This window comes from Streptomyces kanasensis, assembly GCF_043077165.1.
Lineage (GTDB): Bacteria > Actinomycetota > Actinomycetes > Streptomycetales > Streptomycetaceae > Streptomyces > Streptomyces changanensis.
Map to the genome: position 1 here is coordinate 1,170,226 of NZ_JBIBSF010000001.1, position 19,379 is coordinate 1,189,604.

The following is a 19,379-nucleotide window of genomic DNA, read 5'->3' on the forward strand; positions in this document are numbered from 1 at the left end:
TCCCGTATCCAGGAGGTGACGACCATGGCCACGACCTTCGCCGCCAAGGCCGAGGACCGCGTCGCGGTGACCCACGCGGCTCGCATCGCGCACGTCTCGAAGACCTTTCCCGGACCGACCGGACGACAGCTCGTGCTCGACGACATCTCGCTCGACGTCGCCCCCGGCGAGTTCGTCACCCTCCTGGGCGCCTCGGGGTGTGGCAAGTCCACGCTGCTGAACCTGGTCGCGGGGCTCGACCGGCCGACCGCGGGGTCCATCGAGACCCCCGGCGGCCGGCCGTCCCTGATGTTCCAGGAGCACGCGCTGTTCCCGTGGCTGACCGCCGGCAAGAACATCGAGCTGGCGCTGCGGCTGCGCGGCGTGCCGAAGGGCGAGCGGCGCGGCGAGGCGGAGCGGCTGCTGGAGCTGGTGCGGCTGGGCGGCTCGTACGGCAAGCGGGTGCACGAGCTGTCCGGCGGCATGCGCCAGCGGGTGGCGCTGGCGCGGGCGCTGGCCCAGGACAGCGACCTGCTGCTGATGGACGAGCCGTTCGCCGCGCTCGACGCCATCACCCGGGACGTGCTGCACGACGAGCTGACGCGCATCTGGCGCGAGACGCGGCTGTCCGTCCTGTTCGTCACCCACAACGTGCGCGAGGCGGTGCGGCTGGCCGAGCGCGTGGTGCTGCTGTCCTCGCGGCCGGGGCGGATCGCCCGCGAGTGGCGCATCGACATCCCCCAGCCGCGCCGCATCGAGGACGCCGCCGTGGCGGAGCTGTCCGTCGAGATCACCGAAGAACTGCGTGGGGAGATCCGCCGCCATGGGCAGCACTGACACGACGACCGGCGCCACCGCCAAGGTGGACGACCTCGCCGGGCTCGAAGCCGGCCTGGACGCGCTCGACGCGGTGCAGGTGCGCCGCACCCCGGTGCGCGAGGTCCTGGTCAGGAAGGTCCTGCCGCCGCTGGTGGCCGTCGCCCTGGTCCTGGCCGTGTGGCAGGTCCTGGTCTGGGCGCAGGTCACCGACGCCTACAAGCTCCCGCCGCCCGCCGCGGTCTGGGACAGCCTGGCCACGATGTGGCTGCAGGGCACGCTGCTGGACGTGCTGTGGACCAGCGTGTCGCGCGCGCTGCTCGGCTTCCTGATGGCGCTGGCGATCGGCACGCCGCTGGGGCTGCTGGTGGCGCGGGTGCGTTTCGTCCGCGCGGCGATCGGCCCGATCCTGTCCGGTCTGCAGTCGCTGCCGTCGGTGGCGTGGGTCGCCCCGGCCGTGCTGTGGCTGGGACTCAACGACTCGATGATGTACGCGGTGATCCTGCTCGGCGCGGTGCCGTCGATTGCCAACGGGCTGGTCGCGGGCGTCGACCAGGTGCCGCCGCTGTTCCTGCGGGCCGGCCGGACCCTCGGCGCGACCGGTCTGCGGGGTGCCTGGCACATCGTCATGCCGGCCGCCCTGCCCGGCTACCTGGCGGGTCTGAAGCAGGGGTGGGCGTTCTCGTGGCGCTCCCTGATGGCCGCCGAGATCATCGCCTCCTCCCCCGACCTCGGTCTGGGGCTGGGCCAGCTGCTGGAGAACGGCCGCAACAACATCGACATGCCCGGCATCTTCCTGGCGATCCTGCTGATCCTGCTCGTCGGCATCGCCGTCGACCTGCTCGTGTTCAGCCCGCTGGAGCGCACGGTGCTGCGCCGCCGCGGTCTGATGACCAAGGGCTGATCCGGTGCCGGCCGCTCCCGTCCTCCTCGTCGTCGCCCACGGCAGCCGCGACCCGCGGCACGCCGCGACCGTCCACGCCCTGGTGCGGGAGGCGGGCGCGCTGCGCCCCGGCGTACGGGTGGAGACGGCGTTCCTCGACTTCACGGTGCCGTCGGTGCCGGCCGTGCTGGAGCGGCTGGCGGCGGACGGCGAGCGCGACGTCGTGGTCCTGCCGCTCCTGCTGACCCGGGCCTTCCACGCCAAGGCCGACGTGCCGGCCGTGCTGCGGCAGGCCCCGCCGGCGCTGAGGATCCGGCAGGCCGCCGTCCTCGGACCGTCACCGCTGCTGATCGCGGCGGTGGAGCGCCGGCTGTACGAGGCGGGGCTCACCCCCGCCGACAAGGGCTCGACCGGGGTCGTCCTGGCCTCGGCGGGCTCCACCGACCCGGAGGCGAGCGCGGTGATCGCTGAAACGGCGCGGGAGCTGCGGCGCGCCGGTTGGTGCGCCGTGCGGCCCGCGTTCGCCTCCGCATCCCTCCCCCGCACCGAGGACGCCGTCCGGGCGCTGCGGTCGCAGGGCGTACGGCGGGTGGCGGTCGCCCCGTACGTGATCGCCCCGGGCCGTCTGCCGGACCGGATCGCCGCGGGCGCGACCGGGGCCGACGTCCTCGCGGACGTCCTCGGCCCGGCCCCCGAACTCGCCCGCCTGCTGCTGCGCCGCTACGACACCGCCCACCCGGCCCGCCCCCTGGCAGCCGTGGGCTGACCCCTGCCCCGGCCCGGGCGGAGCTCAGGCGGTGGGCTCCGCGGTCAGGTCGGCGAGCTTGCGCACGGTGTTCCAGTTGCGGGTGGTGGCGACGATCCCGCGCAGCAGGGCGGGGCGGGCGAGTGCGTCGGCCAGGGCGGACCGGCCGAGGCCCTCGGGGGTGTAGAGGTACAGGGCGCGGTCGCCGAGGCGGTACTCCTCGGGGAGGTGGGCGGCCGGGTCGACGGCGGCGAACCGGTCGGCGGTCGCGGGGACGTCCAGATAGGTGACGTGGAGCTGCCGGCCCTCCAGCGCGTCGGCGGGGAACGGGCAGGCGTCGACGATCGCCCGCAGGTACGGGGCGCCGCGCACGAGGCAGTCGACGGGGAAACCGAAGCGTTCCGCCAGGGCCTGTCGGAGTTCGGCGGCGAGCGTGTCCTCGTCGGCGCCCGGTCCGGTGGTGAAGACGGCGTTGCCGGACTGGAGGTGGGTGCACACCTCACCGTGGCCGAGGTCCGTGAGGAGGGCGCGCAGGTCGGCCATGGGGACCTTCCTGGACCCGCCGACGTTGACCCCGCGCAGGAGCGCGGCGTATCGGGTGGTCGTCATGGCGGCCACCCTAGGGGGCGGGTCCGACACCGGGCGGTGCGAGACTGGCCGGCGGGCGCGGTGCGGTGGGCGGCGCGCCCGCGGGTGCGCGCCGGTGGGCGGCGCGCGGCGACGGGAGCGCGAGGGGCGAGGCGGCGGTATGGACGAGGCACGGGCGCGGGGGGTCCTGGACGCGGCCGGGTACGCGGCGGGCGGGGGCGCGACGCTGCTGTCCCTGGGCGAGAACGCGGTGTTCGCGGTCGGCGGCCTGGTCGTGAAGGTCGGCCGTGACGCCGAGCTGCTGGACCGGGCCCGGCGTGAGGTGGCCGTCGCGTCCTGGCTGGCGGAGGCGGGCGTCCCGGCGGTGCGGGCGGCGGAGGCCGACGCGCGGCTGGTGGACGGCCACCCGGTGACCGTGTGGCACCGGCTGCCCGACGCGGTCCGTCCGGCCGAGCCCCGCGACCTCGCCCCGCTGCTGCGGCGGGTGCACGAGCTGCCGGCGCCGCCCTTCCCGCTGCCGCGCAGGGAACTGCTCGGTGGGGTGGAGCGCTGGCTGCGGCTGGCCGGGGACGCGGTCGACCCGCAGGACGCCGCCTTCCTGCGGGAGCGGAGGGACGGGTTCGCCGCGGCGGCCGCCGGTCTCGTCCCGCGGCTCGCCCCGGGGCCGATCCACGGTGACGCGCTCCCCCGCAACGCGCACGTCGGCCCGGACGGTCCGGTCCTCGTCGACCTGGAGACGTTCTCGGCGGACCTGCGCGAGCACGACCTGGTGGTGCTCGCGCTGGCCCGCGACCGGTACGGACTGGACCCGGCGGCGTACGACGCGTTCACCGCCGCGTACGGCTGGGACGTGCGCGAGTGGGAGGGGTGCGCGGTGCTGCGCGGGGCGCGGGAGACGGCCAGTTGCGCCTGGGTGGCCCAGCACGCCCCGGTGAACCCGGCTGCCCTGGCCGAGTTCCGCCGCCGGGTGGCGTCGCTGCGGGACGGCGACCCCGAGGTGCGCTGGTACCCGTTCTGACGGGATGACAGACTGGCCGGCCCGAGGTGTGATGGCCGAGAGCGGAGGACTGTCGATGCGCGTCGAACTCACCGAGGTGGCCCTGGAGGTGGAGGTCCGGGAGGGCGGCGGCCGGGCCCCGGCGGTACTGCTGGTGCACGGCTTCCCGGACACGCACGCCTGCTGGCGGCACCAGGTGCCGGCGCTGGCCGCCGCCGGGTACCGCGTGATCGCCCCGGACCTGCGCGGCTTCGGCGGCTCGGACCGGCCCGCGGACACCGCGGCGTACGCCCCGGCCCGCTCGGCCGGCGACCTGCTGGAGCTGCTCGACCGGCTGGACGTCGGGCGGGTCCACCTGGTCGGGCACGACTGGGGGTCGGGGATCGTCCAGCGGCTGGCCATGACCGCGTCCGAGCGCGTGGCGAGCCTGTCGCTGCTGTCGGTGGGGCACATGGGCGCCCTGTGGGACGCGGGGTGGGAGCAGCGCAGCCTGTCCTGGTACATGCTGCTGTTCCAGCACGCGGGTCTGGCCGAGGAGTGGCTGCTGCGGGACGGCGCCGCGAAGGCGCGGGAGTTCCTCGCGGAGCACCCGGACGCCGACGAGGTGCTGGACCGGCTGGCCGAGCCGGGGGCGCTGACCGCGGCGCTCGCCGTCTACCGGGCGGGGCTGCCGCCGGAGGTGCTGTTCGGCCCCGAGGGACCCCTGCCGCCGCTGCCGGGGCCGGTGCTGGGCCTGTGGAGCAGCCGCGACCGCTTCCTCACGGAGGCGTCGATGGCGGGCACGGGCAAGTACGTGGCGGGCCCGTGGCGGTACGAGCGGATCGAGGGCGCCGGGCACTGGCTGCAACTGGACGCGCCCGAGCGGGTGAACGCCCTGCTGCTCGACTTCCTCGCCGAGCACTCCTGACCCGACGGGCTCCCGATCCGACGGGTCCCGGCGTGCGCGTCCGGCGGGCGACCGGCGCGGCGCATCCGACGCGACCGGCATCCGACGCGGCCTCCCCACCCGGCCGGCGCGGCGCGTCCGCCGGGCCGCCGTAGCGGCGCGGTCAGCCGGCGACCGGGGCGGCGTCGGGCGCCGGCGACGCCGCGGGCCGCCGTAGCGGCCAGGCGGGGTCCACCACGGCGTCGGGGCTGCCCTGGCGGCGCAGGAACGCCTGGAAGTCCGTCGCCCACGCGGCGTACCACTCGATCTGGCGGGTGTGCAGCTCCGCCGGGGGCGTGCTCGCGACCCGGGCGTGCCGCTCGGCTATCGCGCAGGCCACCAGCACGGCGGCGAGCGCGTCGGCGGCGGCCTCGTGGGCGTCGTCGAGCACCACGCCGTACTCGGCGCAGACCGCCTCCAGGTTCCGCTTGCCGCGCCGGTAGCGGTCGACGGCGCGGTCGATGGTGTACGGGTCGACGACCGGGCCGATCGGCGCGCCGCCCAACCGCTCGCTCAGCGAGGGCAGGCCGTGACGGCGCAGCTCGGCCGTCAGGAGCGTCAGGTCGAAGGCGGCGTTGTACGCGACGACCGGCACGCCCCGGGTCCAGTACCCGGCCAGGGCGTCGGCGACCTCGTCGGCCACGTCGCGGGCGGGGCGGCCCCGGGCGGCGGCGTGCTCGCTGCTGATGCCGTGGATCGCCGACGCCTGGGCGGGGATGAGCACGCCGGGGTCGGCGAGCCACTCGCGGCGCGCCCGGGTGACCCCGCCGCGCACCTCCACGACGGCGGCCGTGACGATCCGCGCCTCGAACGGCTCCGTGCCCGTCGTCTCCAGGTCGAAGCCGACCAGTGTTTCCCCGTGCCAGCCCATGCCGCACCTCCTTCACGGCGCCGCGGTCCGCGCGGCGTCCTCCCCCAGTGGGCCTTCACCCTCGCACGCGGCACTGACAAGCAGACCGGGCGAGCGGCCGGGAAGGGGCCGGGGAGCGGCCCGGGGAGCGGCCCCGGGGGGACGGTACGGGGCGGGTGCCCGGGGAGCGCGCCGGGTGGCAGCACGGCGGGCACGGGGCCACGGCGGGTGCCCGGGCCACGGCGTGGAGCGCCCGGCAGCGCCGGGTCAGGAAACGGGGCGCGAATCCGCCCAGAACGACTCGAACTCCTCGCGGTACGTCTCGAACAGCCCGTGGTCGGCCTCGCCCGACGAGGTGACGAGGGGTCGGCGCGCGCCCCGCAGGACCAGCACGGGCGCCTCCATGCCGCGGGCGCGCCGCAGGTAGGACTGGACGATGCCGACGCCGTCGGGGCCGTCACCGTCGACGAGGTAGGCGGTGAAGCGGGGCGTGTCGTCGAACACCTGGATCTCGAAGGCACCCGGGTCGCGCAGCTTGGAGCGGACCCGCCGCATGTGCAGGATGTTCATCTCCACGGACCGGCTGAGCTCACCCTTCCTGATGCCGAGCTCCCGCTCGCGCCGTTTGACGGCGCTGCTCGCCGGATTGAGGAACAGCAGCCGTATCCGGCACCCGGTCTCGGCGAGCCGGACGAGGCGCCGCCCGGAGAAGTTCTGCACGAGCAGGTTGAGACCTATGCCGATGGCGTCGACGCGCCGGGCCCCGCCGAAGAGGTCCTCGGCGGGCATCTGCCGCTGGAGGCGCACGCGGTCGGGGTGGACGGAGACCACGTCGGCGTACCGGTCCCCCACGAGGTCCTCGACGGCGTCGACGGGCAGCCGGTGCGCGGACGGCACGCCCGCGCCGCTGCCGAGGATCTCCAGGAGCCGGGCGGAGGCCCGCTCCGACTGGTCGAGCACGGTCCGCGACAGGGCCCGGTTGCGGGAGACGACGTTGCGGGTGACCTCCAGCTCGTCGAGGGCCAGCTCCAGCTCGCGGCGGTCGTCGAAGTACGGCTCGAAGCAGGGCCAGTGCTGGACCATCAGCTCGCGCAGCTGGGGCAGGGTGAGGAAGCTGAGGACGTTGTCGTCGGCGGGGTCCAGGAGGTAGCCCTTGCGGCGGGACACCTCGCGGACGGCGACGGCCCGCTGCACCCACTCCTGCCCGGCGGGGCCGGCGGCGGAGACGACCCAGTCGTCGCCGTGCATGGGTTCGTAGATCGGCCGGAGCACGGCGGCCACCACGGCCCGCAGTCGCTGTTCGACCAGATTCAGCCAGATGTAGGCACGCCCGGCGCGCTGGGCGCGGGTGCGCACCTCGCTCCAGTCCTGGGCGTCCCACTCCAGCTCCGCGCCGATCTCCATGGGCCGGGCGAGTGAGACCGCGCCGGGCGGGACATCAGCGGAGTCAGTGGAGTCCCCTTCATGACCTGAGTCACCTGGGGGCAGCTCCAGCCCTCCCGAGCTCACCCGCGCACCGCCTTCTGCTTCCGAACGCCCGTCTCCAACGATCAAGGAAGGGTACTCCGGGAGGGGGAGGCGGTGCAGCCGGATGCCCGTGGTTCTTTCCCAACCTCCGTGGCGGAGGCGGTGGTTCCGGGGTGGCGGGGTAGGAGGGGTGAGGTGATTCATAGTGGTGAGCCGCGCGCCCCGGGGCGCCGCCCCCGGCGGTCGGGCGGCGCGCGCGGCGGCGGCACGGGCGCCCCGGCCGGGGGGACGCGCGGGTGCGCGCGGTTGACCGGGCCGGGCGGACCGGCCGGCGGGCCCGGGCCGCCGGGCGGGCGCGAGCGCCGTCCGGCACGGCCGCCGAGGCCCGCCGAAGGCCCGGGAAGGACGATTTCCGGCCAGACCGCCGCAACGAGCCGTATTCCCGGTCACCCGGTAGGACCGTCCGGCGTCCTAGGCGGGCGCGCGACTTTCGTGGAGGATCGGTCAGTGACCCCCATCAGCCGGAAGTGACCCCCATCAGCCGGATCGGAATGGAAGAGTCTTATCTATGCAGGTCTGGCCGGGACAGGCGTATCCCCTCGGTGCCACCTACGACGGCGCCGGAACCAACTTCGCGGTCTTCTCGGAGGTCGCCGACCGCATCGAGCTGTGCCTCCTGCACGAGGACGGTTCGGAGACCGCGGTCGAGCTGCGCGAGAGCGACGCCTTCGTGCGGCACGCGTACCTGCCCGGGGTGATGCCGGGCCAGCGGTACGGCTTCCGCGTGCACGGGCCGTACGCGCCCGAGCAGGGCGCCCGGTGCAACTCCTCCAAGCTCCTGCTCGACCCGTACGCGCGCGCCATCGCCGGGTCCGTCGACTGGGGCGAGGCGGTGTACGGCTACCACTTCGGCAAGCCGGACTCCCGCAACGACCTGGACTCGGCGCCGCACACCATGTCGTCCGTCGTGGTCAACCCCTACTTCGACTGGGGCGACGACCGGCCGCCGCGCACGGACTACCACCGCACCGTGATCTACGAGGCGCACGTCAAGGGCCTGACCATGATGCACCCGGCCCTCCCCAAGGAGCTGCGGGGCACGTACGCCGGGCTCGCCCACCCGGCGATCATCGAGCACCTCACGGAGCTGGGCGTCACGGCGATCGAGCTGATGCCGGTGCACCAGTTCGTCCAGGACCACCGTCTCGCGGACGCCGGCATGGCGAACTACTGGGGTTACAACACCATCGGCTTCTTCGCCCCGCACAACGCCTACGCCTCGTGGGGCGACCGCGGGCAGCAGGTGCTGGAGTTCAAGTCGGCCGTGCGCGCCCTGCACCAGGCGGGCATCGAGGTCATCCTGGACGTGGTCTACAACCACACCGCCGAGGGCAACCACCTGGGCCCGACGCTCTCCTTCCGCGGCCTGGACAACACCTCGTACTACCGGCTGGTGGAGGACGACCCGCGCTACTACATGGACACCACCGGCACCGGGAACTCGCTGCTCATGCGGTCCCCGCACGTCCTCCAGCTGATCATGGACTCGCTGCGGTACTGGGTGACGGAGATGCACGTCGACGGCTTCCGCTTCGACCTGGCGGCGACGCTGGCCCGCCAGTTCCACGAGGTGGACCGGCTGTCGTCGTTCTTCGACCTGGTGCAGCAGGACCCGGTGGTCAGCCAGGTGAAGCTGATCGCCGAGCCGTGGGACGTCGGTGAGGGCGGCTACCAGGTGGGCAACTTCCCGCCGCTGTGGACCGAGTGGAACGGCATGTACCGCGACACGGTCCGCGACCTGTGGCGGGGCGAGCCGCGCACCCTGGCCGAGTTCGCCTCCCGCCTCACCGGCTCGTCCGACCTGTACCAGGACGACGGCCGGCGGCCGCTGGCCTCGGTGAACTTCGTGACCTGCCACGACGGTTTCACGCTGCGGGACCTCGTCTCGTACAACGACAAGCACAACGACGCCAACGGTGAGGGCAACCGCGACGGCGAGAGCCACAACCGCTCGTGGAACTGCGGCGTCGAGGGCGGGACCGACGACGAGGACGTGCGGGCGCTGCGGCTGCGGCAGATGCGCAACTTCATCGCCACGCTGATGCTCTCCCAGGGCGTGCCGATGCTCAGCCACGGTGACGAGTTCGGCCGCACCCAGCACGGCAACAACAACGCCTACTGCCAGGACAGCGAGCTGTCGTGGGTGCACTGGCCGGAAGCGGACACGGACACGGAGACGGCGGGGGCGACGGAGGCGGAGGAGGCCCGGTCGCTGCTGGAGTTCACCCGTTCGATGGTGTGGCTGCGCCGCGACCACCCCGTCTTCCGGCGCCGCCGCTTCTTCCACGGGCGGCCGGTGGAGGGCACCCACGACGACCTGTCGGACATCGCGTGGTTCGTGCCCGACGGGCGGGAGATGACGGCGCGCGACTGGCAGGCCGCCCACGCCAAGGCCCTGACGGTCTTCCTCAACGGCCACGCCATCTCGGAGCCGGGACCGCGCGGGGAGCGGATCTCCGACGACTCGTTCCTGCTGATGTTCAACGCCGCGGCCGAGGACCTGGACTTCACGGTGCCCGTCAACCACGGCCGCCAGTGGCAGGTCGTCGTGGACACGGCCGTGCCGGAGGGCGTGCCGCCGGGCCAGGGCGACAAGGTGGCGGCGGGCGACCGGCTCACCGTCGTCGGCCGGAGCCTGACCGTCCTGCGCCGCCCGGCGTAGGGCCCCTCCCCCGGGCGGGGGATCCGCCGAACGGGGTAGTCGGGCCGAGCGAGGGGAGACGCGCCGTGTCGGCGGGTACGTACGTTCGCATGACCTCCCACACGCCCCTCGCCACGTACCGGCTCCAGCTCCAGCCGGACTTCCCGTTCCGGGCGGCCGCCGGCGCGGTGCCCCACCTCGCCTCGCTCGGGGTCTCGCACCTGCACCTGTCACCGGTCCTGGAGGCGGTGCCCGGTTCGACGCACGGTTACGACGTGACCGACCACGGACGGGTCCGCGAGGAGCTCGGCGGCGAGGCGGGGCTGCGCGACCTCGCCCGCACCGCGCGCGAGCACGGGCTGGGCCTGGTCGTCGACCTCGTGCCCAACCACATGGCGGCCGCCCTGCCCCACAACCGGGCCCTGTGGGAGGTGCTGCGCGACGGACCCGCCTCGCCCTACGCCCGCTGGTTCGACATCGACTGGGAGGCGGGCGGCGGCCGGGTGCTGCTGCCGGTGCTGCCGCAGCGGATCGGTGAGCTCGCCGACGACCTGCGGGTCGACGCCGACGCGGAGGTGCTGCGGTGCGGCACGCAGGTCTTCCCGCTCCGGCCGGGCACGGCCGGGCTGCCCCTGGCGGAGCTGCTGGACGCCCAGTGGTACCGCCCGGCGTGGTGGCGGCTGGCCCGCACGGAGCTGAACTACCGGCGGTTCTTCACCATCTCCGACCTCATCGGGGTGCGAGTGGAGGACCCGGAGGTCTTCGAGGCCACCCACGCCAAGATCCTCGAACTGGTGCGGGACGGCGTCGTCGACGGCCTGCGCATCGACCACCCGGACGGGCTCGCCGACCCGGAGGCGTACCTGCGCACCCTGGAGGCGGCGACGGGCGGGGCCTGCTGGACGGTGGTCGAGAAGATCCTCACCGGCGACGAGCGGCTCCCCTCCTCCTGGCCGGTGGCGGGCACCACGGGGTACGACGCGCTGCGCCGGATCGACGGGCTGTTCGTGGACGGCGCCGGCGCCGAGGAACTGGCCGACGTGTACCGCAGGTTCGCCTCCCCGCCCGGCGACCGCGGCGGGTACTGGGAGGCGACGGCCCGCCGGGCCGCCTACCGGGTGGTCACGCACGAGCTGGCCGCCGAGGTGGCGTACCTGACGCGGACGGCGGAGCGGGTCTGCGCCGCCTACCCCGGGCTGCGCGACCACGCGCCGTGGGCGCTGCGGGCCGCGGTCCGCGAACTGCTCATCCGGGTGCCGGTCTACCGGCCCTACCCGCAGGGCGGCGCGGAGGAGGTGCTGACCGAGGGGGCGGCGCGGGCCGCGAAGGAGACGTTCACCGTGCCGGAGGAGGCCGCCGCCGTCGACGTCGTGCGGGAGCTGGCGCTGGGGCGGCTCGGTGACGGGCCCGACCAGCGGGCCTTCCGCGCGCGGTTCGCGCAGACGGCGTCCGCGCTGCGGGCGAAGTCGGTGGAGGACACGGCCTTCTACCGGTACGTGCCGCTGCTGTCGGCGAACGAGGTGGGCGGCGAGCCGGGCCGGCCGGCCGTGTCGCCGGAGGAGTTCCACGCGTACTGCGCCCGCCTCGCCCGCGACTGGCCGGCGACGGGGACGGTGCTGTCCACCCACGACACCAAGCGCAGCGCGGACGTGCGGGCCAGGATCGCGGTGCTGTCGCAGTGCCCGGGCCGGTGGGCGAAGCTCCTCGGGGACGTGGCGCGCGTGGCGGCGCCCGACGGGCATCTCGCGTGGTCGGCGTGGCAGACCTCCCTGGGCCTGGGCCGGCCGGCACGCGAGCGCCTGGAGGGCGCGCTGCTCAAGGCGGCGCGCGAGGCGGGGCTGCACACGGGCTGGACGGAGCAGGACGCGGTGTACGAGGAGGCCGTGGCGGCGTTCGTGACGGACGGCCCGGCGGGGCCCCCGCAGCACGCGGTGGCGGAGCTGGCGGCGGAGGTGGAGCCGCACACCTGGGCGAACGTGCTGGGCGCGGCGCTGGTGCACCTGACGATGCCGGGCGTCCCGGACCTGTACCAGGGGACGGAGGCCGTCTACGAGGCGCTCGTCGACCCGGACAACCGCGCGCCGTTCACACCGCCGCGCGCGGACCGCAAGACGGCCCTGACGCGGGCCGCGCTCGGGCTGCGGCGGCGCCACCCGGAGGTGTTCGGCCCGGAGGGGGCGTACACGCCGCTGGCGGCCTCGGGCGAGGCCGCGGCCCACTGCGTGGCGTTCGTCCGGTCGGACCGGGTGGTGACGGCGGTGACGCGGCTGTCGCTGCGGCTGGCGGAGCGGGGCGGCTGGGGCGACACGGCGCTGACCCTGCCGGAGGGCCGGTGGACGGACGTCCTGGACGGCGGGCGGGTCCTCGACGGCGGGCGGTCCGTGCCGCTGGCGGAGCTGTTCGCCGAGCGGCCGGTGGCCCTGCTGAGCCGTACGGAGTGACCGGCCGGGCGGATGACGAGGGGTGACCGCTCCGCCGGGCGCGGCGGGGCGGGACCTCCGATGGCTGGCGCCGGTGGCCGCTCCGTACGGCTCAGCGGGCGTCGAGGCGGAAGGCCATCCGGCCGAAGGAGACCATGTCGCCGGGCTGGACGACGACGGTGCCGGTGACGCGGCGGCCGTTGACGGTGGTGCCGTTGGTGGAGTTGAGGTCGCGCAGCATCCACAGTCCGCCCTGCAGACCGAGTTCGGCGTGCAGCCGGGACACCGTCTCGTGGCTGAGCCGCAGTCCGTTCACCGGGTCGCGGCCTATGCGCAGCGGGTACGGGCCAGGCTCCGGCAGGAGCAGCTTCGGCAGCCGCTCGGCCTGCCACGCCCGGCCGAGCCGGACCGAGAAGGCGGACATCCGCTCGACGGCTCCGAACAGCTTCCGCGACCAGCCCCCGGGGTGCTCGCGCAGGTCGTCGGTGAGGGCCGCCAGCTCCTCGGAGTGGCGGGCGACGAGGGCGAGCTCCATGCGGCGCAGGAACGTGTCGTGGGACAGCTTGCCCTGCACCGCGCCCTCGCGGAGCAGCTCCAGCGCGCCGTCCCGCTCGGCGTCCGACAGCCGGGCGGGATGCGTCTGGGACTCGAAAGGCGACGTCACAGAGGTGATTGTCGGCCGCGGGGCCCGGAGTGTCCAGACGGGTGCCCGCCACGGGGTCCGATCGGCCAAGTGGCGTGCTTCCGGATCCCGGTCCCGCCAGGATGGGGACGCGGTACCGATGGGCCGTCCGACGACGAGGGGATCGCCAGTGCTGTTCGAGGTGTGGGCGCCGAACGCGCGCGAACGGGTGGAGCTGGAACTTGCGGGTGCCCGGCACCCGATGGAGCGCGACCCGGTCCGCGAGGGCTGGTGGACGGCGCTGGTGGCCGGTGACGGCGGCGTCCCGGACGGGGCCCGCTACGGGTACGCGCTGGATGGCGGCCCCGTCCTGCCCGACCCGCGGTCCCGGCGCCAGCCGGACGGGCCGGACGGGCGCAGCGCGGTGGTCGACCACGGGACGTACGAGTGGCGCCACGAGCCGCCCCGGCGGGGACTGCGCGAGGCGGTCCTGTACGAGCTGCACGTCGGGACGTACACGCCGGAGGGCACGTTGGACGCGGCGGCCGGGCGGCTGGAGCACCTGGTGCGGGTGGGCGTCACCCACGTGGAGCTGATGCCGCTGTGCCCGTTCCCCGGCCGGCACGGCTGGGGGTACGAGGGCGTGTCGCTGTGGGCGGTGCACGAGCCGTACGGCGGGCCCGCGGCGCTCAAGCGGTTCGTGGACGCCGCGCACGGTCTGGGGCTCGGCGTGGTGCTGGACGTGGTCCACAACCACCTGGGCCCGTCCGGCAACTACCTGCCCGTGTTCGGCCCGTACTTCACGGAGACCCACCACACGCCGTGGGGCGCGGCGGTGAACCTGGACGCGCCGGGCTCGGACGAGGTGCGGGCGTTCCTGCTGGGCAGCGCGCTGTCCTGGCTGCGGGACTACCGCGTCGACGGGCTGCGGCTGGACGCGGTGCACGCCCTCGCCGACACGCGGGCGCTGACGTTCCTGGAGGAGCTGTCGGCCGCGGTCGACGAACTCGCGGCGGAGCAGGGCCGCGAACACTTCCTGATCGCCGAGTCGGACCTGTCCGACCCGCGGACGACGACCCCGCGCGAGGCCGGCGGCCTGGGGCTGCACGCCCAGTGGAACGACGACTTCCACCACGCCCTGCACACCGCGCTGACGGGCGAGTCCCAGGGGTACTACGCCGACTTCGCGCGGCGGCCGCTGGACGCGCTGGCGAAGACGCTGGGCCGGGTCTTCTTCCACGACGGGACGTACTCGACGTTCCGGGGCCGTACGCACGGCCGCCCGGTCGACGTGGCGACGGTGCCCGCGCACCGCTTCCTCGGCTACGCCCAGACCCACGACCAGGTGGGCAACCGGGCGCAGGGGGACCGGCTCTCGGCGTCCCTCTCCCCCGGCCTGCTGGCGTGCGCGGCGGCGCTCGTCCTCACCGGGCCGTTCACGCCGATGCTGTTCATGGGCGAGGAGTGGGGCGCGGGGACACCGTGGCAGTTCTTCACCGACCACACCGACCCGGAGCTGGCGGAGGCGGTCCGCACCGGGCGGCGGCGGGAGTTCGCGGCGCACGGCTGGAAGGAGGAGGACGTGCCCGACCCGCAGGAGCCGGCGACGCGGGACCGCTCCTGCCTGGACTGGTCGGAGCCGGAGCGCGAGCCGCACGCCCGGCTGCTGGAGTGGCACACGCGGCTCATCGCCCTGCGGGCGGAGCTGCCGGACCTCACCGACCCGGACCTGGCGGCGATCCGGCTCGCGTACGACGAGGAGGGCCGCTGGATCGCGTACCGCCGCGGCGACGTGCGGGTGGCGGTGAACCTCGGCTCCGCGCCGGCCCGGATCGCCCTGGGCCAGGACGGCGTACGGGTGCTGGCCGCTTGGGAGCCCGTGGCGGCGCCGGAGGGCGAGGGCGGGATGCTGGTGGTGCCCCCGGAGTCGTGCGTGGTGCTCGCGGACGGCTGACGCGCGGTGGCGGCCGGTGCCGGTGGTGCGGTGGCGGCCGGTGCCGGTGTGTGCGGTGGCGGCCGTCGCCGGTGTGTGCGGTGGCGGCCGTCGCCGGTGTGTGCGGCGGTGTCCTGGTCAAGGGCTGACCGTGGGTGGTCGGAGACGGGGCCGGTCGGGAGGCCGGTCGGAGGCGGGGACGGGCCGGTCGGGCGGTGGGCCGTCGGCGAGCGGTGGCCGCCGGGCCCGGTCGGTCAGCGGGCGCGGGTGAGGCGGTCGGCCAGTTCCGCCGCGGGGCCCGCCGGGGCGGCGGTGCGCAGGAGCTCCACGCGGTGGACGAGCCGCGGTTCGACGAGCGGTACGGCGGTGGCCCCGGGGGCGGCCGGGACCGTCTCCGGCAGGAGCGCCAGCCCGCGGCCGGCCGCGGCGAGCGCGGTGAGGGTGCGGACGTCGGTGCCGTCGTAGCACAGCGCGGGCCGGAACCCGTACGTGCCGTGGGCGGCGCGGAGCCGGTCGAGCGGGATCCCCGCGGCCGGGGCGTCGATCCAGCGGGCGGCCGCGAGGTCGCCGAGGCGCACGCCGGACCGGTGGGCGAGCAGGTCCCCGGCGGGCAGGTGCAGGGCGAGGGGGGCCGTGGCGACGCGGGTGGCGGTGGGTTCGGCGGCGTCGGGCCCGTCGTCGGCCGGGTCGCCCGGGACATCGAGCCGGTCGACGAGACCGAGGGCGGCGGCCCCCGCGGCGAGGGCGGCTCGTACCGCCTCGCGGGGCAGGACCGTCAAGGTGACGCGGGCGGTGGCGGTGGGGAGCACGGCGAGCAGCCGGGGGCCGACGGCCAGTGGCGAGGCGGCGACGGCCAGTTCGGCATCCGGCGCTGAGGCGAGCCGGGCGAGTTCCGCGCGCGCCGCGTCGAGGCGGAGCAGCAGCGGTACGGCGTGCTCCAGGAGCCGGGCACCCGCCACGGTGGGGACGACGGGCCGGCGGGTCAGCAGGGGCAGGCCCAGGTCGCGTTCGAGGGCGGCGAGGTCCCGGGCGACCGCTGACCGGTCGCGGCCGAGCTCGCGGGCGGCCGCCGAGAAGGAGCCGAGCCGGGTCACCGTCACGAACGTGCGCAGCAGGTCGGGGTCCATGCCCTCAGTCTGGACGGTCCCGGCCGGCCGTGGAGCCCTGACCGTCCCACCCGCCGAGCGGCCCGGCGGCCCGGCGGCCCGGCCCACCGGACCGACGGGTCCGGCCCCGGGCTCGGAACCGGAGCTCGGAACCGGGGTTCGGCCACCCCGCAGCCGGCCGACGGGCCGGGTCTGGGCGGGGCGGTCGGGCCGGGGCGGGCGGGCCGAGAGGGAGGCAGCGGACCGGAGGGGAGACGGCCCGGGAGGGAGACGGACCGGTCGGGGCAGGCCGGCGCGGGCCGGCGGCCGGGGTGGGGGCGCGACGGTTCACACCCCGTCAGGTGAGGCCACGTCACGCCAGGCGGACGACGAGGTCCGCGCGGTCGCGGCCCGCGGCGACCAGGCGCGCGTTCGCCTCGTCCGACTCCCGGACCCAGCGCTCCGCGCGGGCGCGGTCCTTGCCGTGGGCCACGTGCCGTTCGACGAGGCGGCGGACGCGGAGCCGGTCGTCGGTCTCCACGAACCACACCTCGTCCAGCAGCTCCCGTACCGGTGCCCACGCGGAGTCGTCGTGCAGCAGGTAGTTGCCCTCGGTGACGACGAGCGGGAGGTCGGGCGGGACCGGGACGCTGCCCGCGACGGGTTCCTCCAGATCGCGGTCGAAGGCCGGAGCGTACACGGTGACGCCGGGCTCGGGCGCGCGCAGCCGGGCGAGCAGGGCCGCGTACCCGGCGGCGTCGAAGGTGTCGGGGGCGCCCTTGCGGGCGGCACGGCCGAGCCGTTCCAGTTCGGCCTGCGCGAGGTGGAAGCCGTCCATCGGCACGAGCACGGCGAGCCCGCCGAGCCCGTCGACGAGGCGGGCGGCGAGGGTGGACTTCCCCGCGCCGGGCGCGCCGGCCAGACCGAGGATGCGCCGGGGCCCGGTGGAGGCCAGTTGTCGTGCGCGGGTGGTGAGTACGGCGAGTCGATGCGCGTCCATGGGACCGATTGTCCCGTCTCTCGTCTGGTGGCTACCGATCGGTAGCCGGAAGGCTGCATTCCGTCCACCATGTGACGCGAACATGCCGATTCACGGGGTGGCGGAGCCGCCCACCCGATCCGAAGAGGAGTGGATCCCATGCACGCACCCGGAAGAGCACGTCGGTGGAGCGCCGCCCTGGCCGCCTCGGCCGCCCTGACCCTCGCCGTGCCCGCCCAGGCGACCGCGGCCGCCGCGGCGGAGCCGGCCGAGCGGCGGGCCGCGGCCGTCGCGACGCACGGCGGACTCGCCCAGCTGCGGGGCGTCGACTACACCGCCTGGCAGCGCGACGTGGCCACGGCGCTCACCCCCGCACGCCCCTACCTGGAGCAGCGCACCGCCGGCGGGTCCGGACAGAAGCTCGCGATCGTCCTGGACATCGACAACACGTCCCTGGAGACGGACTTCCACTACTTCTGGGAGTACCCGACCCCGGCCGTCCGCCCCGTCCTCGACCTCGCGCGCTACGCCCACTCGCGCGGCGTGGCCGTCTTCTTCGTCACCGCCCGCCCCGGCATCATCCACGACCTCACGGCGCACAACCTGAAGGCCGCCGGCTACCCCGTGACCGGGCTGTACGTCCGGGACCTGCCCGACCTGTTCGAGGAGGTCGCCGCGTACAAGACCGGGAAGCGCGCCGAGATCGAGGCCAAGGGCTACACGGTCATCGCGAACATCGGCAACCGCCCCGGCGACCTGACGGGCGGCCACGCCGAGCGCACCTTCAAGCTGCCGGACTACGACGGCAAGCTCTCCTGACGTTCCCCGGCACCGGCCGGCGCGGCGCCGCGGTGGCGGTCGAACCCCACCCGCACCGTGGCGTCGCACAGGCCGGTCACCCACCGGTGCGCGGGCGTCTCCAGCGCCGCCGAGGCCGGCGCGCCGGCGAGCACCCTGCGGACGGCGGCGAGGGCGCCGTTGCCCGCCGCCTCCAGCGACCCGCCCAGGACGTACAGGACGCCGCCCGCCCCGGAGGGGGCCGCCTCCGCGACCGCCGGGGGTCTATGCGCGTAGAAATGTTCCACAGTGCAACCTGGGATCCGCTGGAGCTCCTGGGCGACAGCGCCGATGTCCAAGGCGACCCCGTGCTGCCCCGGGGAATCCAACCGGATGTGGATCGCGTACATGCGCAACATGATCGCATCGCGACCGAGAAGAGGGCAGCGGGGCGACTGGCCTCTAACTGCCATGACAGCAGGCGGCCTTCCCCGAGACGGCCCCTACAGCCAACCGCAGCGGGCGGCGAGCAGACCCGCCTCGAAGCGGCTGCGCGCACCCAGTTTGCTCATGATCTCGGCCATCATCCGGCGCACCGTGCGCAGCGAGACGCCGAGGCGGCGGGCGGCCACCTCGTCCGTGCTGCCGGTCTCCAGCAGCCTGAGCAGCTCCCGCTCCTGGGCCGTCGGCGCGCCGGCCTCGGCGGACTCGACCGCGCCGAGGGGCCGGGCGCGCTCCCAGTGCGACTCGAAGAGGCTGACCAGCGCCGCCAGTACGCCCGGCGCGTGGACGACCACGGCGCCCGCGCGGCTGTTCTCGGGGTCGACGGGCAGCAGCGCCTGCGTGCCGTCCACGATGAGCAGGCGGACGGGGAGGGAGGGGATCGTCCGTATCTCGCCGCCGAGTCCGGAGAGCCAGCGGGCGTACTCCATGGTGGCCCGGTCGTTGCGGACGCTGTCGAGGTACAGGGTGCGGATGCGCACGCCCGCGGCGAGGCTGTGCTCGTCCAGCGGACGGCTGGCGTTGAGGGCCTCCTCGCTCTGGCCGCCGCCGGGCATGAAGGAGAGCAGCTCGTGCTTGGCGAGGGTGGCGAGTTCGGCGAGCCGCGAGCGGACGGCGACGACGTCGTCGAGCCGCTCCAGCCCGATGTTGCCCCGGTGCCCGCAGTTGGAGGAGTACGTCACGGCCAGCTCGGCGGCGAGCGCGCGGGCGGCGGCCAGTTGGGTCTGCTGCGCCTGGATCTCCAGTTCGCGCCGGTGCAGCAGGGCGGCGAGGGCGATGCCGGGCGGGAGCGCGACCGGAGCGGCCGCCGTCCCGCCCGAGTACAGCATGGACAGTTCGGCCAGCTCGTCGAGGCAGGCGCGCACCTCCGGCTCCGTCATGCCCAGGTCGCCGGCGATCTCGGCCACGCCCCACCCCGGCTGGGACACGATTAGCCGGTACACGTCAAGACTGCGCCCGTGGAGCCCCAGGAGGGACGCCAGGGGCCGCTGATCGGGATCGTCGTCGGAGTGGTCGACCGCCTCAGTGACCCGCCTCACCGCTCACGCACCTTCCCCCCCACGTGCCTTGATCATATCGCCAGCGTGCATGGTAAGGGCTGGGGGCGGGG

At 75.2% G+C, this 19,379-nt stretch carries 17 protein-coding genes; 9 read left to right on the forward strand and 8 right to left on the reverse strand.

Annotated features, from left to right (window positions below):
- Nucleotides 1-24 precede the first annotated feature (24 nt).
- Genes ACF053_RS05095 through ACF053_RS05105 form a run of 3 tightly spaced genes read left to right on the forward strand, consistent with a single transcriptional unit; the run spans nucleotide 25 to nucleotide 2,444 of the window.
- Nucleotides 25-816 carry an ABC transporter ATP-binding protein gene (locus ACF053_RS05095; RefSeq protein WP_058944098.1) on the forward strand — a complete coding sequence of 264 codons (792 nt, stop codon included), beginning with the start codon at nucleotides 25-27 and terminating at the stop codon, nucleotides 814-816.
- The gene (locus ACF053_RS05100) at nucleotides 803-1,699 is read left to right on the forward strand and encodes an ABC transporter permease (protein WP_391952540.1); all 897 of its coding nucleotides are present in this window, start codon (nucleotides 803-805) and stop codon (nucleotides 1,697-1,699) included. Before ACF053_RS05095 ends, ACF053_RS05100 begins: the two co-directional genes overlap by 14 nt.
- A 4-nt stretch (nucleotides 1,700-1,703) precedes the next feature.
- Entirely contained in the window at nucleotides 1,704-2,444 is a 741-nt protein-coding gene (locus ACF053_RS05105) for a sirohydrochlorin chelatase (protein ID WP_391952541.1), read from the forward strand.
- Between the two features lie 24 nt (nucleotides 2,445-2,468).
- Here ACF053_RS05105 and ACF053_RS05110 read toward each other — a convergent pair whose 3' ends face one another.
- On the reverse strand, nucleotides 2,469-3,032 hold the full coding sequence (locus ACF053_RS05110; RefSeq protein WP_391952542.1) for a DUF1697 domain-containing protein: 564 nt from the start codon (nucleotides 3,030-3,032) through the stop codon (nucleotides 2,469-2,471).
- A gap of 139 nt (nucleotides 3,033-3,171) precedes the next feature.
- On the opposite strand from ACF053_RS05110, the gene ACF053_RS05115 reads away from it, so the two are divergent.
- Both ACF053_RS05115 and ACF053_RS05120 read left to right on the forward strand, forming a co-directional pair.
- Nucleotides 3,172-4,029 (forward strand): phosphotransferase enzyme family protein, encoded by an 858-nt coding sequence (locus ACF053_RS05115; RefSeq protein ID WP_391952543.1) that lies wholly within the window; start codon nucleotides 3,172-3,174, stop codon nucleotides 4,027-4,029.
- A 31-nt stretch (nucleotides 4,030-4,060) separates the two neighbouring features.
- Nucleotides 4,061-4,915: an alpha/beta fold hydrolase gene (locus tag ACF053_RS05120; protein ID WP_391952544.1), complete on the forward strand. Its 855-nt coding sequence runs from the start codon at nucleotides 4,061-4,063 to the stop codon at nucleotides 4,913-4,915.
- Nucleotides 4,916-5,057: 142 nt separating this feature from the next.
- On the opposite strand, the gene ACF053_RS05125 is transcribed toward ACF053_RS05120, so the two are convergent.
- The gene (locus tag ACF053_RS05125) at nucleotides 5,058-5,804 is read right to left on the reverse strand and encodes an exonuclease domain-containing protein (RefSeq protein ID WP_391952545.1); all 747 of its coding nucleotides are present in this window, start codon (nucleotides 5,802-5,804) and stop codon (nucleotides 5,058-5,060) included.
- Nucleotides 5,805-6,050: 246 nt separating this feature from the next.
- Entirely contained in the window at nucleotides 6,051-7,292 is a 1,242-nt protein-coding gene (locus tag ACF053_RS05130) for an SAV2148 family HEPN domain-containing protein (RefSeq protein WP_391952546.1), read from the reverse strand.
- A gap of 526 nt (nucleotides 7,293-7,818) precedes the next feature.
- On the opposite strand from ACF053_RS05130, the gene glgX reads away from it, so the two are divergent.
- Complete coding sequence (gene glgX / locus ACF053_RS05135; RefSeq protein ID WP_391952547.1) at nucleotides 7,819-9,972, forward strand: glycogen debranching protein GlgX; 2,154 nt, start codon at nucleotides 7,819-7,821, stop codon at nucleotides 9,970-9,972.
- A gap of 89 nt (nucleotides 9,973-10,061) precedes the next feature.
- The gene (gene treY / locus ACF053_RS05140; RefSeq protein WP_391952548.1) at nucleotides 10,062-12,392 is read left to right on the forward strand and encodes a malto-oligosyltrehalose synthase; all 2,331 of its coding nucleotides are present in this window, start codon (nucleotides 10,062-10,064) and stop codon (nucleotides 12,390-12,392) included.
- A 91-nt stretch (nucleotides 12,393-12,483) separates the two neighbouring features.
- Here treY and ACF053_RS05145 read toward each other — a convergent pair whose 3' ends face one another.
- Nucleotides 12,484-13,035 carry a DUF1707 and FHA domain-containing protein gene (locus ACF053_RS05145; protein WP_391952549.1) on the reverse strand — a complete coding sequence of 184 codons (552 nt, stop codon included), beginning with the start codon at nucleotides 13,033-13,035 and terminating at the stop codon, nucleotides 12,484-12,486.
- A gap of 118 nt (nucleotides 13,036-13,153) precedes the next feature.
- Between ACF053_RS05145 and treZ the strand changes: the two genes are divergently transcribed.
- Nucleotides 13,154-14,947 (forward strand): malto-oligosyltrehalose trehalohydrolase, encoded by a 1,794-nt coding sequence (gene treZ / locus ACF053_RS05150; protein ID WP_391952550.1) that lies wholly within the window; start codon nucleotides 13,154-13,156, stop codon nucleotides 14,945-14,947.
- Nucleotides 14,948-15,180: 233 nt separating this feature from the next.
- On the opposite strand, the gene ACF053_RS05155 is transcribed toward treZ, so the two are convergent.
- Both ACF053_RS05155 and ACF053_RS05160 read right to left on the reverse strand, forming a co-directional pair.
- Nucleotides 15,181-16,053, reverse strand: a complete 873-nt coding sequence (locus ACF053_RS05155) for a LysR family transcriptional regulator (RefSeq protein WP_391952551.1) — start codon at nucleotides 16,051-16,053, stop codon at nucleotides 15,181-15,183.
- A 331-nt stretch (nucleotides 16,054-16,384) separates the two neighbouring features.
- Nucleotides 16,385-17,011 (reverse strand): nucleoside/nucleotide kinase family protein, encoded by a 627-nt coding sequence (locus tag ACF053_RS05160; RefSeq protein ID WP_391952552.1) that lies wholly within the window; start codon nucleotides 17,009-17,011, stop codon nucleotides 16,385-16,387.
- Nucleotides 17,012-17,149: 138 nt separating this feature from the next.
- Between ACF053_RS05160 and ACF053_RS05165 the strand changes: the two genes are divergently transcribed.
- Complete coding sequence (locus ACF053_RS05165) at nucleotides 17,150-17,809, forward strand: HAD family acid phosphatase (RefSeq protein WP_391952553.1); 660 nt, start codon at nucleotides 17,150-17,152, stop codon at nucleotides 17,807-17,809.
- On the opposite strand, the gene ACF053_RS05170 is transcribed toward ACF053_RS05165, so the two are convergent.
- Both ACF053_RS05170 and ACF053_RS05175 read right to left on the reverse strand, forming a co-directional pair.
- Complete coding sequence (locus tag ACF053_RS05170) at nucleotides 17,788-18,177, reverse strand: hypothetical protein (RefSeq protein WP_391952554.1); 390 nt, start codon at nucleotides 18,175-18,177, stop codon at nucleotides 17,788-17,790. The genes ACF053_RS05165 and ACF053_RS05170 overlap by 22 nt on opposite strands.
- A gap of 93 nt (nucleotides 18,178-18,270) precedes the next feature.
- Entirely contained in the window at nucleotides 18,271-19,308 is a 1,038-nt protein-coding gene (locus tag ACF053_RS05175; protein WP_391952555.1) for a helix-turn-helix transcriptional regulator, read from the reverse strand.
- Nucleotides 19,309-19,379: the final 71 nt, after the last annotated feature.